At 56.7% G+C, this 13,315-nt stretch carries 10 protein-coding genes; 6 read left to right on the top strand and 4 right to left on the bottom strand.

Translation table 11 applies throughout. From position 1 onward, the window contains the following. Positions 1-86 precede the first annotated feature (86 nt). Both AC3WOK_RS00455 and AC3WOK_RS00450 read left to right on the top strand, forming a co-directional pair. Positions 87-902, top strand: coding sequence for a Cof-type HAD-IIB family hydrolase (locus tag AC3WOK_RS00455; protein ID WP_492353736.1), 816 nt, complete (start codon positions 87-89; stop codon positions 900-902). 149 nt (positions 903-1,051) lie between these two features. Continuing rightward, positions 1,052-2,308: a DUF1479 domain-containing protein gene (locus tag AC3WOK_RS00450; protein WP_492353735.1), complete on the top strand. Its 1,257-nt coding sequence runs from the start codon at positions 1,052-1,054 to the stop codon at positions 2,306-2,308. On the opposite strand, the gene AC3WOK_RS00445 is transcribed toward AC3WOK_RS00450, so the two are convergent. After that, entirely contained in the window at positions 2,305-3,378 is a 1,074-nt protein-coding gene (locus AC3WOK_RS00445; protein WP_059310707.1) for a LacI family DNA-binding transcriptional regulator, read from the bottom strand. The genes AC3WOK_RS00450 and AC3WOK_RS00445 overlap by 4 nt on opposite strands. Before the next feature lie 288 nt (positions 3,379-3,666). On the opposite strand from AC3WOK_RS00445, the gene AC3WOK_RS00440 reads away from it, so the two are divergent. Beyond that, entirely contained in the window at positions 3,667-4,968 is a 1,302-nt protein-coding gene (locus AC3WOK_RS00440; RefSeq protein WP_063955597.1) for an MFS transporter, read from the top strand. A gap of 17 nt (positions 4,969-4,985) precedes the next feature. After that, a complete protein-coding gene (locus AC3WOK_RS00435) occupies positions 4,986-7,349 on the top strand; it encodes a glycoside hydrolase family 31 protein (RefSeq protein WP_492353734.1) in 2,364 nt (787 codons plus the stop codon). A 91-nt stretch (positions 7,350-7,440) separates the two neighbouring features. Here AC3WOK_RS00435 and AC3WOK_RS00430 read toward each other — a convergent pair whose 3' ends face one another. Then, positions 7,441-9,036, bottom strand: a complete 1,596-nt coding sequence (locus tag AC3WOK_RS00430) for an ABC-F family ATPase (protein WP_059310710.1) — start codon at positions 9,034-9,036, stop codon at positions 7,441-7,443. Between the two features lie 222 nt (positions 9,037-9,258). On the opposite strand from AC3WOK_RS00430, the gene ldtB reads away from it, so the two are divergent. Next, positions 9,259-10,179 (top strand): L,D-transpeptidase, encoded by a 921-nt coding sequence (gene ldtB / locus AC3WOK_RS00425; protein WP_059310711.1) that lies wholly within the window; start codon positions 9,259-9,261, stop codon positions 10,177-10,179. A gap of 242 nt (positions 10,180-10,421) precedes the next feature. Further along, a complete protein-coding gene (locus AC3WOK_RS00420) occupies positions 10,422-11,231 on the top strand; it encodes a glycosyltransferase (protein ID WP_492353733.1) in 810 nt (269 codons plus the stop codon). A gap of 8 nt (positions 11,232-11,239) precedes the next feature. Here AC3WOK_RS00420 and AC3WOK_RS00415 read toward each other — a convergent pair whose 3' ends face one another. Together AC3WOK_RS00415 and AC3WOK_RS00410 are read right to left on the bottom strand one after the other, a co-directional pair. Next, positions 11,240-11,956 (bottom strand): GntR family transcriptional regulator, encoded by a 717-nt coding sequence (locus AC3WOK_RS00415; RefSeq protein ID WP_492353732.1) that lies wholly within the window; start codon positions 11,954-11,956, stop codon positions 11,240-11,242. 15 nt (positions 11,957-11,971) lie between these two features. Continuing rightward, positions 11,972-13,294 carry a PTS sugar transporter subunit IIC gene (locus tag AC3WOK_RS00410; protein WP_492353731.1) on the bottom strand — a complete coding sequence of 441 codons (1,323 nt, stop codon included), beginning with the start codon at positions 13,292-13,294 and terminating at the stop codon, positions 11,972-11,974. Positions 13,295-13,315 lie beyond the last annotated feature (21 nt).

The raw sequence follows: 13,315 nt of genomic DNA, 5'->3' as shown, positions 1-13,315 counted from the left end.
CTGACTTTCATTCGAAATTAAATTTGTGCTCCCCGTCACCTTGTTATTAGAATGTTTCAAAACGCAGTGACCCAGGAGCGCAATGTATGACCGTAAAAGTTATCGTCACCGATATGGACGGAACTTTCCTTGATGATGCCAAGCAGTACGATCGAGACCGCTTTCAGGCACAGTTTGAGCAGCTTAAAGCCCGCGACATTGAATTCGTTGTTGCCAGCGGCAACCAGTATTACCAGCTCATCTCCTTCTTCCCGGAGCTGAAAGAGCAGATCTCCTTCGTGGCGGAAAACGGCGCGTTGGTGTTCGATCGCGGCGAGCAAATTTTCCACGGTGAGCTGACCCGTCATGAATCGCAAATCGTCATTGGCGAACTGCTGAAAGACAAAGGGCTGAACTTTGTGGCCTGCGGACTGGAGAGCGCCTACGTCAGCGACAAAGCGCCGGACGCGTTCGTGGCGCTAATGTCAAAGCACTATCACCGCTTAAAGCGCATCAGCGATTATCACGACATCGACGACGTGCTGTTTAAGTTCTCCCTGAACCTGCCGGACAGCGATATCCCGACTCTGGTGGATAAACTGCACGTGTCGCTCGACGGTATTATGAAGCCGGTCACCAGCGGCTTTGGCTTTGTCGATTTGATTATTCCTGGCCTGCACAAAGCCAACGGCATCAGCCGGCTGCTGAAGCGCTGGGACGTATCCCCGCAGGCGTGCGTGGGTATCGGCGACAGCGGCAACGACGCGGAGATGCTGAACCTGGTGAAATACTCCTTTGCGATGGGCAACGCGGCAGAAAGCATCAAAGAGATTGCCCGCTACGCCACCGACGACAACAACCATCAGGGCGCGCTGAACGTCATTCAGGCCGTTCTCGACGCCCATTCCCCTTTCGACGCGTAATCCTCTCCTCGCCGGAGCCTTGCTCCGGCTCTTCCCTTCTTTTCCATCCTGTGGTGCACGTCAAGTTTTTAAACTTGCATTAACTTATTTTTAACTTAAAGTATCACTTGTAGACACTTTTACTTTCGAATGAAAGAAGCGAGGCAGTTATGACCTTTACCAGTGAAACCTTGCCGACGGATCACAAAGCGGCAATCCGTCAGTTAAAACGTGAGTTACGCGCGCAGATCGGTGACGTGCAGGCGGTGTTCAATAAGCTCAGCGATAAGATTGCCACCCGCGTGGCGGAAATTAACGCCCTCAAAAATAAAGGCGAACCTGTCTGGCCGGTGATTCCGTTTGCCGAGGTGAAAAACGGCACCATTACCGATGCGCAGCGCGAGGCGGTAAAACGCCGCGGCTGCGCGGTGATTAAAGGTCACTTCCCGCGCGAGCAGGCCCTGGCGTGGGATCAGTCGATGCTCGACTACCTCGATCTCAACAAGTTTGACGAGGCGTATAAAGGTCCGGGCGATAACTTCTTCGGCACCTTAACGGCCTCTCGCCCGGAGATTTACCCGATCTACTGGTCGCAGGCGCAAATGCAGGCGCGCCAGAGCGAAGAGATGGCGCAGGTGCAGTCGTTCCTGAACCGTTTATGGACATTCGAGAGCAACGGCAAACAATGGTTCGACCCGGACGTGAGCGTGATTTATCCGGATCGCATTCGCCGCCGTCCGCCGGGAACCACCTCGAAAGGGCTGGGCGCGCACACCGATTCCGGCGCGCTGGAGCGCTGGCTGCTGCCGGCCTACCAGCAGGTCTTTGCCCGCGTGTTTGACGGCAACGTCGATAAATACGACCCGTGGAACGCCGCGCACCGCACTGAAGTGGAAGAGTACACCGTGGATAACACCACCAAATGCTCGGTGTTCCGCACCTTCCAGGGCTGGACGGCGCTGTCGGATATGATCCCCGGACAGGGCTTGCTGCACGTCGTACCCATCCCGGAAGCGATGGCATACATTCTGCTGCGTCCGCTGCTGGACGACGTGCCGGAAGACGAGCTGTGCGGCGTCGCGCCGGGGCGCGTGCTGCCGGTTTCCGAGAAGTGGCACCCGCTGCTCATCGAAGCGTTAAGCAGCATTCCGGCGCTGGACGCGGGCGATTCGGTGTGGTGGCACTGCGATGTGATCCACTCCGTTGCGCCGGTTGAAAACCAGCAGGGCTGGGGCAACGTGATGTACATTCCTGCCGCGCCGATGTGCGAGAAAAACCTCGCCTATGCGAAGAAGGTCAAGGAAGCGCTGGAAACCGGCGCGTCGCCGGGGGATTTCCCGCGCGAAGATTATGAAAAGAGCTGGCAGGACCGCTTTACCGTGGCCGACCTGAACATCCACGGCAAGCGCGCGCTGGGCATGGCCTAACTGTCATACAGCCCCTCCCTCTCAACGGCGGTGCGTCGTTTCCCCTGACGTATCCGCCGGACCGACTCCCGCACGGTCAGCGTGCCGTTAAGCAGCAACGTCCCCACCGGCGCGTCCGGGCGCATCAGCCGCTGCTGGAGCATATGTACCGCTTCCGTTCCCAGCTCATCGCGCGGGACATGCACTGCCGTTAAGGGCACATCCTGAATCGCCGCCAGATTAAACCCGTCAATGCTCATCACCGAGACGTCCTGCGGCACGCGCAGACCGTGGTTTTGTAGGGCGCTGATGGTGCCCGCCGCCATAAAGTCGCCGCCGACCAGAAACGCGGTCGGCAAATCCTTGCCCTGCATTTCGCTGAGCCAGCCGCTGACCATATGTTCCGTTTCGCGCGCGCTGAAGCTCGGCACCACCAGCAGATCGCGTTTGTCGTTGAACGTCAGGTTGTGGGATTGCCACGCATCGCGGATCCCCGACAGGCGCTGCTCCATGGTGTAGCGCCGCAGGCAGAGCACCGTCATCACCTCGCGGTGACCCATCTCGAACAGGTATTCCGCCGCCCGCTCGCCAATGGCGCGATGATCCGGCGCGACGGCCGGCAGGCGCATATGGCGGTCGCGGCAGTTGATCAGCATGCAGGGTTTACCAACATCCACCGCCAGATCGTGGATATGCGGATCGTCGATACCGAGCAGAATGGCGGCCTGCGTATCCGGCTCGTTCATGCGCGCCAGAAAAAGCTGCGCGTCGCTGTCGTTCTCTTCCAGCGCGCAGTAGCGTAACCGCACTTCGTGGGAAGCCAGCCCTTTCCCCACGCTCTGGATCACGCGGTAGTAAAAGATGTCGGACCGCTCGTCAAAGGCGCGCTGGGGGGCAAAAACCACCAGGCTATTGAGCAGCAACCGCCCCGCCGCCATACCTTCCATCACGCCCAACTCCCGCGCGCACGCCAGCACCTTTGCGCGCGCTTTTTCGCTGGTGTTTGCTTTGCCCGCCAGCACCCGCGATACGGTGCTGATGGAGAGCTGCGTTCGGGCGGCAATTTCGGTGATTTTTAGTCTTTTGTCCATTTTGTGATCTGGCTCCATTTGCGAAATGAAAAAATTTTCATAGCGTATTCGTCAGGCAATAACTGGCATAAAAGCCATCATGCCAGAGGGTTGAGGCCAGTTATGAGAAATTTTGCACAAAATCCACTATTTCCCGCTCATTTTCTCCCTTAAGGTGAACTTGTCACACAACTTCCATACTAGTTGTATAGCAACTTAAGCATTCTAAACGGATAGAAATCAAAGGCATAAAAATCTGTGTGACACCTGAACCTCCGTTCCCTTAGCGTCCGTCTTGTGGAGAGTAAAATGAGTCAGGACATCAATAATACCGTTGCGACAAGCAAGACCCGTCGCGTCATCAAGAACCTGCGCTGGTACGTGCTGGTGCTGTTTTTACTTGGCGTCACCGTTAACTACATAACCCGAAACTCGCTTGGGATCCTCGCCCCGGAACTGAAAGAGAGCCTCGGGATCACCACCGAGCAGTACTCCTGGATCGTCGGCGCGTTCCAGATCGCCTACACCATTTTCCAGCCCCTGTGCGGCTGGCTGATCGACGTGATTGGCCTGAAGATTGGCTTCATGGTCTGCGCCGGGGTCTGGGCGCTGATGTGTATTTTCCACGCGGGTGCCGGAAGCTGGCTGCACCTCGCTATTCTGCGCTTCTTTATGGGCGCGTCCGAAGCCGCCGCTACCCCGGCGAATGCCAAAACGATTGGCGAATGGTTCCCGAAATCAGAACGACCCGTTGCCGCCGGCTGGGCGGGCGTGGGCTTCTCCATCGGCGCGATGCTGGCTCCGCCTATCATCTACTTTGCTCACGCCTCGTTCGGCTGGCAGGGCGCGTTTATGTTTACCGGCGTGCTGGCGCTGCTGTGGGTGATCCTGTGGTGGGCGTTCTACCACAACCCGGAGCAGCACCCGAACCTGAGCAAGGACGAGCTGGCGTTTATCAAGCAGGATAACGAACCGCCTGCGGTGAGACTACCCTTCCTGACCGCGCTGAAGACCGTCTCAAAAAACAAGCGTTTCTACGGTATCGCCATTCCGGCCTTTATGGCGGAACCGGCCTGGGCGGTGCTGAGCTTCTGGGTGCCGCTGTACCTCGCCAAAGAGCACGGTATGGACCTGAAGCAGATTGCGATGTTTGCCTGGCTGCCGTTCCTCGCCGCCGATCTCGGCAGCGTGGCGAGCGGTTACCTCACGCGTCTCTATACCCGCCTGTTCGGCTGCTCCCGCGTGAACTCGGTCGTTGCCAGTTCCGTGACCGGTGCGTTTCTGATGATTTCTTTGGGCATCGTGGCCATTACCCGCGACCCGTATATCACCATCGTGCTGATCTCCATCGGCGGCTTCGGGCACCAGATCATCTCCTGCATGCTGAGCGCCCTGGTCGTGGAGTCGTTCGACAAAGGCCAGATGGCGACGGTCAACGGCATGCGCGGCTCGGCGGCGTGGATCGCCAGCTTCCTGTTCTCGCTGTTAATCGGCGTGACCGCCGACAAAATCGGCTTTAACCCGCTCTTTATTGCCATGGGCTTCTTTGACCTGATTGGCGCTGTCTTCCTGGTAGCATTTATTGCTGAACGTCGCGCCAAGCGCGCTTGATAGTGGATGTATTGCATATGAAAACCCTGAAAAACTGGACCGTAGATAAGCAGTCGGCAAACCATCTGGAACTGCTGGTCGATAACCAGCACCGCCTGTGCCTGTATGTGCTGGAAGAGAACCTGTTCCGCGTGCTGATCAAACGCAAAGGCGAGCTGGCGCTGGACCGCACCTGGAGCATCGCCCCGGAAAAAGACGTGCCGTGGGAAGGTCGCCGCCGTGACGACTTAAGCGGTTTCACCTGCCCGGCCTGGACGCTGGCGCAGCAGGGTGAGACGCTTACCGTGGCAACCGAACGGCTGCGCGTGACCGTGCACCAGCCGCTGTGGCTGGAGTGGCACTACCGCAATGACGCGGGCGAGTGGCAGCCGCTGGTCAATGACCGTCCGACCAGTGCTTACCTGCTAAACGCCCACGGTGACGGCGTGGCGCACTACCTGAGCCGCCGCAAGGATGAGCGTTTTTACGGTCTGGGTGAGAAAGCGGGCGATCTGCAGCGCAACGGCAAACGCTATGAGATGCGCAACCTCGATGCAATGGGCTATAACGCTGCCAGCACCGACCCGCTGTACAAGCATATTCCGTTCACCCTCACCCGCCGCGACGACGTGAGCTACGGCCTGTTCTACGACAACCTGAGCAGTTGCTGGCTGGATCTGGGCAACGAGATAGACAACTACCACACCGCCTACCGCCGCTGGCAGGCGGAAGCGGGCGATATCGATTACTACATCTTTACCGGCAAGCGCGTGCTGGACGTCACAAAGGCCTTCGTGCGCCTGACCGGAAAAACGCTGTTCGGGCCAAAATGGAGCCTGGGCTACAGCGGCTCGACCATGCACTACACCGACGCGCCGGACGCGCAAAACCAGCTGATGAACTTCATCCGACTGTGCGAAGAGCACGCCATTCCGTGCGACTCGTTCCAGCTCTCTTCCGGCTATACCTCGATCAACGGCAAGCGCTACGTCTTTAACTGGAACCATGACAAGGTGCCGCAGCCGAAGGTGATGAGCCAGGCGTTCCACGACGCGGGGCTGAAGCTGGCGGCAAACATCAAGCCGTGCCTGCTGCAGGACCATCCGCGCTATAGCGAAGTGGCGGAGAGCGGCCTGTTCATTCGCGATTCAGAAACCGGTGCACCAGAACGTTCCAGCTTCTGGGATGACGAAGGCTCGCACCTCGACTTTACCAACCCGCAGACGGTGCAGTGGTGGCAGAACGGCGTCACCACGCAGCTGCTGGAGATGGGCATCGACTCTACCTGGAACGACAACAACGAATACGAAGTGTGGGACGGGGAAGCACGCTGCTTTGGCTTCGGCAAGGAGATCGCCATCAAGCATATTCGCCCGGTGATGCCGCTGCTGATGATGCGCGCCTCGCTGGAAGCGCAGCAGCGCTTTGCCCCGGAGAAGCGCCCGTATCTGATCTCCCGCTCCGGCTGCGCCGGGATGCAGCGCTACGTTCAGACCTGGAGCGGTGATAACCGCACCAGCTGGCAGACTCTGCGCTATAACATCCGCATGGGGCTGGGCATGAGCCTGTCCGGGCTGTTCAACGTCGGTCACGACGTGGGCGGTTTCTCCGGCGACAAGCCGGACGCCGAGCTGTTCGTGCGCTGGGTGCAGAACGGCGTGATGCATCCGCGCTTTACCATTCACTCGTGGAATGATGATTGCACGGTGAATGAGCCGTGGATGTATCCGGGCGTCACGCCAGCCATTCGCGGTGCGATTGAGCTGCGCTACCGCCTGCTGCCGTATCTCTACACCCTGCTCTGGCAGGCGCACGCCGACGACGAGCCGATGCTGCGCCCGACCTTCCTCGACCACGAGCACGATGCGCAGACGTTTGAGGAGTGCGATGACTTCCTGCTGGGCCGCGATCTGCTGGTCGCCAGCGTCGTCGAAGCCGGGCAGCGCGAGCGCCGCGTCTGGCTGCCGGATAACGAAACCGGCTGGTACGATTTTTACACCCACGCGTGGTATGCGGGCGGCCAGTCGATTGTTCTCGACGCGCCGCTGGAAAAACTGCCGCTGCTGGTGCGCGCCGGTGCCGGCCTGCCGCTCAGCGAGCGTATCACCCACGTATCCGCAGAAAAAGACGACACCCGCGAGCTGAAGCTGTTCCCGGTGAAGGGCGTCGGGACTACCTCTGGCATGCTGTTTGAAGATGACGGAGAAAGCTGGGGCTACCAGAACGGCAATGCGCTGTGGGTGGACTGGGAAATGGTGTGCGACGGCGCAACCATTAACCTGAAGGTCAACGCGCGCGGGGATTATCGTCCGGCGTGGAAAGTGCTGAAGGTGTCGTTACCGGCGGGGGAAAAACGTAAGCTGCTGGTGAATGGGATTGAAGGGAGCGAGTGGGTGCTGTAGTGCAGCCTGATGCCCTCACCCTAACCCTCTCCCACGGGGAGAGGGAAAAGAACGTAGGCCGGGTAAGGCGAAGCCGCCACCCGGCTTTTTTTTAGTTCTCGATACCTTTGCTGCGCAGGTAATCTTCGTAGTTACCGGTGAAGTCCACCACGCGCTCAGGCGTAATTTCGATCACGCGGGTTGCCAGCGAGCTAACGAACTCACGGTCGTGAGAGACGAAGATCAGGGTGCCCTGGTACATCTCCAGCGCCATGTTCAGCGATTCGATGGATTCCATATCCAGGTGGTTAGTCGGTTCGTCCATCACCAGGATGTTTGGTTTTTCCATCATCAGCTTGCCGAACAGCATGCGGCCTTTTTCACCACCGGAGAGTACTTTAGCTGGCTTTTTGATGTCGTCCTGGCTGAACAGCAGACGGCCCAGGATGCTGCGCACCGCCTGCTCGTCGTCGCCTTCCTGCTTCCACTGGCTCATCCAGTCGAACACCGTCAGATCGTTTTCGAACTCATACTCGTGATCCTGCGCGTAGTAACCGATCTGCGCGTTTTCAGACCACTTCACGGTGCCGTTGTCCGGCTGCAGTTCGCCCACCAGGGTTTTCAGCATGGTGGATTTACCCACGCCGTTGGCGCCCAGAATGGCAATCTTCTCGCCCACTTCCAGCAGCAGGTTGAATTTTTTAAACAGCGGGCCGTTCTCAAAACCTTTTGCCAGGGCTTCCACTTCCAGCGCGTTACGGAACAGTTTCTTGTCCTGCTCGAAGCGGATGAACGGGTTCTGACGGCTGGAGGCTTTAACTTCGTCGAGCTTGATCTTGTCAATCTGACGGGCGCGCGAGGTCGCCTGACGCGATTTAGAGGCGTTGGCGCTGAAGCGGCTGACGAAGGACTGCAGGTCAGCAATCTGTGCTTTCTTCTTGGCGTTGTCGGCCAGCAGACGCTCGCGCGCCTGGGTGGCCGCCGTCATGTATTCGTCGTAGTTGCCCGGGTAAACGCGCAGCTCGCCGTAGTCCAGATCCGCCATGTGCGTACAGACCATGTTCAGGAAGTGACGGTCGTGCGAAATGATGATCATGGTGCTGTCGCGATCGTTCAACGTCTGCTCCAGCCAGCGGATGGTGTCGATGTCCAGGTTGTTCGTCGGTTCATCGAGCAGCAGAATGTCCGGGTTAGAGAACAGCGCCTGCGCCAGCAGGACACGCAGCTTCCAGCCTGGCGCAACTTCGCTCATCGGGCCGTAATGCTGTTCAACGGGAATGCCTACGCCCAGCAGCAGCTCGCCCGCGCGCGCTTCCGCAGAGTAACCGTCCATCTCGCCGTACTGCGTTTCCAGATCGGCCACTTTATAGCCGTCTTCTTCGCTCATTTCAGCCAGGGCGTAAATGCGATCGCGCTCCTGCTTTACTTCCCACAGCTCCGCGTGCCCCATGATCACCGTATCAAGTACGGTGAATTCTTCGAAGGCGAACTGATCCTGACGCAGCTTACCGATGCGCTCGTTAGGATCGAGCGAAACGTTGCCGAGCGTCGGCTCCAGGTCACCGCCGAGGATCTTCATAAAGGTGGATTTACCGCTACCGTTGGCACCAATGAGGCCGTAACGGTTGCCGCCGCCAAATTTGACGGAAATGTTTTCGAACAGCGGCTTACTGCCAAACTGCATAGTGACGTTGCTGGTAACTAACACGGGGAGATTCCTGCGAAAAGTGTGATAAACACGGCATTATGCCACAATTCCGAATTGAGATCCCGTGTTGCGGCAATCCACTAAACTTTAACAAAATCGAAAAAAATGTGATTTCGTACACATCTGAATTCCCTGTTAGCGGGAATGCACATATAATGCGCTCCCATCACAGATTCAGACTTATCAACTCATCGCCTGAATGGCTTAGATACCTCGCACAACATGAACATGAAATTAACAACGCTTTTTGCGGCGGCGTTAGCCGTAGTAGGTTTTTGTAAGACCGCTTCTGCGGTGACGTATCCGCTGCCGACCGACGGTAGCCGTCTGGTGGGACAAAACCAGGTGGTCACCGTTCCGGAAGGTAACTCTCAGCCACTCGAGTATTTCGCTGCGCAGTACCAGCTGGGCCTGTCTAACATGCTGGAAGCGAACCCGGGCGTAGACCCGTATCTGCCGAAAGCGGGTACCGTGCTGAATATTCCTCAGCAGCTGATCCTGCCGGATACCGTTCACGAAGGTATCGTGATTAACAGCGCGGAAATGCGTCTGTATTACTATCCGAAAGGCACCAACACCGTTATCGTGCTGCCAATCGGTATCGGCCAGTTGGGTAAAGACACCCCAATGAACTGGACCACCAAAGTTGAGCGTAAGAAAGCGGGCCCAACCTGGACGCCGACGGCCAAAATGCACGCGGAATACATCGCTGCAGGCGAACCGCTGCCAGCCGTTGTGCCGGCAGGCCCGGATAACCCAATGGGTCTGTACGCGCTCTACATTGGCCGTCTGTACGCCATTCACGGTACCAACGCCAACTTCGGTATCGGCCTGCGCGTGAGCCACGGCTGCGTGCGTCTGCGTAACGAAGACATCAAGTTCCTGTTCGAAAACGTGCCGGTCGGTACGCGTGTGCAGTTCATCAACGAACCGGTGAAAGCGACGTCTGAGCCAGACGGCAGCCGCTACATCGAAGTGCACAACCCGCTGTCTACCAGCGAAGATCAGATCAACAACAACGAAGTCGTACCAGTTACGCTGAACAGCGCGGTGCAGGCTGTAACCTCTCAGCCAGACGTGGAAACGGCGATTGTCGATCAGGCTGTGCAGAACCGCTCCGGTATGCCGGTGCGTTTGAACTGATCATTCTGAAGCATTAAAGTATCTTAAAAGACCCCAAATCATCGGGGTCTTATTACTCGCAATCCCCACCACGCTCATCCTTTCGGAACAGCAATTATTGCCGTAAGTCCCATTCTTGCCATTTTCTGCTAAGTCAGCGGGGTTACATCTGATCCTCTAAGTGCTATGATGCGCCTACTTATAAAATCAGTTTTATCTGTATTTATAGGGTCTTTTTTATTTCCTGGAGCACACTTAGTTCGATGATCAGCATTAACTTAACAACAACAAAATCGCGCCTTTATCTCTGTTCGCAAACAGTATGGTCACTGGCGAACCAGAGTAAGAAGGTCGATCTAATTGTTGTGTGGGTCTCCAGCACACCTTATCTCAGTGACGAAGGCATCACTGAAGAACCTGAATGGGCGCAGAAAATTCGCCAGACGGGTACAACCCTGGTTTTTAAATGGGTTAAAAACACCGGGCCTTATCGTAAACTGTTCCCGGCGCTACAAGAGGCAACCAACGACGATATTCTGATTTATGCCGACGATGACGCTATCTATAACGAAATTTGGGCAGAAACCCTGCTGGATGATTTCTACCGCCACAATCAGGAATATGTGGTTGCTGCGCGCGTGCGTGAAACAGTAAAGAAGAAGAAAGAACTTCTTGATACCTATCGTAATTTTCCGCTTATCACCGTGCCAAAAGTTGTTGAGCAAAACTATATCATCACTGGTCTCGGTGGCGTTGTGCTCAAGAAAAATATGATTCCGGAGTATTTCCATTTTAACGAGGATTTTATTAAGGTCTGTCCTCGCGCGGATGATATTTGGATCAGCAAACTGATTCAGCTCACCAAAACACCAGTTTATGTTTCTGCACAGAGTATTCGTTTTGTTCATGAGATAATCCATGACTATGGATTATCTCGCGACAATACCAGCAAAATAAAACGCTCCTGGCTTCAAAAAATCCGCTTTACATTGAAGCCTGGTCAAATCCAGCATCTGTGTCAGAACGATCTTTACATAAAAGACACGGACAGCTATTTCGAGTCGTGCGCCTGAAAACCTGATTATCCGTTATTCACGATCACGATCCCGCCGTGGTCGTAACGATAGTGACAGTGGGCATACTCCAGCGGTGTGCCATCCTCCAGATAGATCACCTGCTCGACCTCCAGCACCGGGTCGCTCTCTGCACAGACCAGATGCTGCATGTCCAGCGCATTCGGCTTTAACGCCCGCACCACCCGGTACGACCCCATAATTTTCAGCCCCAGCTTCTCCTGGAGATACTGGAACACCGAACCTTCAAGATGGCTTTTCGTCAGGCCGGGCACCAGATTCATCGGCATCACCGTGGAATCCAGCGACATGGGTTCGCCGTTGAGCAGACGCAGACGGATAAAGTCATAGACGGGCGCATCGGCGTTAATCATCAGCGACGCCTGTTCTTTCTCGTTCGGGAAGCGCAGCTCAAAATGGACTACCTGGCTGGTTACCTTGCCCAGGTGTTCCCAGGTTTTAGTCGCGCCAAAGTAGTCGCTGCCGGAGAGATCCCACTGCGAGAGCTGGAGAAAATTTTTGCGGATGAACGTCCCCTGCCCCTGGCGGGTGTAGACCAGGCCTTCGACAATCAGCTGGCGCATGGCCTGCTGAATGGTCATCCGGCTGGCGTTGAACTCCGCCGCCAGCGCAAACTGGTCCGGCAACGGTTCGTTGGCGGCGTACTGCTGGCTGATGATGCGTTTCTTAATTTCCCGCGCTATGGTGATGTACTTCGCCGCCATCGTCCTTCCTTTCTGTTAGTTTTCTATCCCGCTGTTTTTTAACGCCACTCTCTCGGCAATCTTGAGGAAAGGCAGGTAGAAGAATACACCAAAAACAATGATTGCCAACTGCACCACCACCGCCCGCCAGTCCCCCGCCGTGGCCAGCCAGGCGCTCAGAATTGGCGGCGTGGTCCACGGGATCATCACCACGCAGCGCGACATTAACCCCAGCGTGGTGCAGAGCCAGGCGAAGTAAATGCCGATGGCGGGCAGCAGCACGAACGGGATCATCAGCGGCAGGTTAAACACAATCGGCAAACCGAAAATCACCGGCTCGTTGATGTTGAACAGACCCGGCGCCAGCGACAGACGCGCCACCTGCTTCGCCGACTTTTGTCGGGAGAAGATAAAGATGGCGATCAGCAGTGAGATAGTGCTGCCCGTGCCGCCCACCATGCCAAACGTCGGCACGAAGATGTTGTTGATGATGTGCGGGATCGGCTGTCCGTTGGCAAAAGCCAGCATGTTCTCGTTGGTGTTGATCAGCAGGAACGGCTCCAGCACCACGCTGTTCACCACCGACTGATGAATCCCTAGCGTGAACAGGAAGTTACCGAAGCTATAGATGAAGATCGTCCCCGGCAGGCTGGTGTTGATCAGCCGCAGGGGCTGCTGGATAAAGGTCGTAATGAGATGGATCAGATCCGTATGCAGCACGTTTGCCAGTACGGCCGCCAGCATCGCGAACAGGGATAACGTGAGGATGGTCGGGATCAGCGCGGTAAAGGATTTGCTCACCGCCGGCGGCACGTTTTCACCGAGCGAAATGTGCAACCGCTTCAGCCGCGAAATGGCAATAAACACTTCCGTGGAGAGCAGGCCAATCAGCACGCCGGCAAAAATCCCGGTGGAGCCGATATTGGCGAACGTCAGCACCTGGGTGACGTTCACCGCGGTATTGCCGCCGACGGGCGTAATCTGCAGGCGCATCGGCATCATAATAATAAAGCTGCTGACGGCGATAACCACTGCCGAGACCGGATTGTCGAAATCTTTGTTGCGCGCCAGCGACCAGGCAATCATCGGGGCCAGCAGCAGCGCGGCGATGTTCAGCGTGCCGTTGATAATCGCCTCGCCCCACACCTTGAAGTGCGCCAGCGTGTCACCGTGAAAAATCCACGGAAACACCACGTTGTTCACCAGCACCGCCAGACCGGCGAGGATGAAAATGGGCATCACCGTGGCGAAGGCGTCGCGCAGGGAGCGCAGGTGCACCTGGTTTGCCAGGCGCGCCGAGAACTCTACAAATTTGTCGACAAAGGACTGCATATGCGGTGTTATTTTTGCTTCAGACATAGCGGATAGTTCCCATCAATC

It is taken from the genome of Enterobacter sp. FW301-JW81 (assembly GCF_058788735.1).
Note: the sequence above shows the minus strand (reverse complement) of the source record. Positions and strands in the feature narration are given on the sequence as shown.

Bases quoted from the DNA above. Each gene is read 5' to 3' on its own strand.
- AC3WOK_RS00450 (WP_492353735.1), top strand. From the start codon at position 1,052: ATGACCTTTACCAGTGAAACCTTGCCGACGGATCACAAAGCGGCAATC.
- AC3WOK_RS00440 (WP_063955597.1), top strand. From the start codon at position 3,667: ATGAGTCAGGACATCAATAATACCGTTGCGACAAGCAAGACCCGTCGC.
- AC3WOK_RS00415 (WP_492353732.1), bottom strand. From the start codon at position 11,956: ATGGCGGCGAAGTACATCACCATAGCGCGGGAAATTAAGAAACGCATC.
- AC3WOK_RS00455 (WP_492353736.1), top strand. From the start codon at position 87: ATGACCGTAAAAGTTATCGTCACCGATATGGACGGAACTTTCCTTGAT.
- AC3WOK_RS00435 (WP_492353734.1), top strand. From the start codon at position 4,986: ATGAAAACCCTGAAAAACTGGACCGTAGATAAGCAGTCGGCAAACCAT.
- AC3WOK_RS00410 (WP_492353731.1), bottom strand. From the start codon at position 13,294: ATGTCTGAAGCAAAAATAACACCGCATATGCAGTCCTTTGTCGACAAA.
- AC3WOK_RS00445 (WP_059310707.1), bottom strand. From the start codon at position 3,378: ATGGACAAAAGACTAAAAATCACCGAAATTGCCGCCCGAACGCAGCTC.
- ldtB (WP_059310711.1), top strand. From the start codon at position 9,259: ATGAACATGAAATTAACAACGCTTTTTGCGGCGGCGTTAGCCGTAGTA.
- AC3WOK_RS00420 (WP_492353733.1), top strand. From the start codon at position 10,422: ATGATCAGCATTAACTTAACAACAACAAAATCGCGCCTTTATCTCTGT.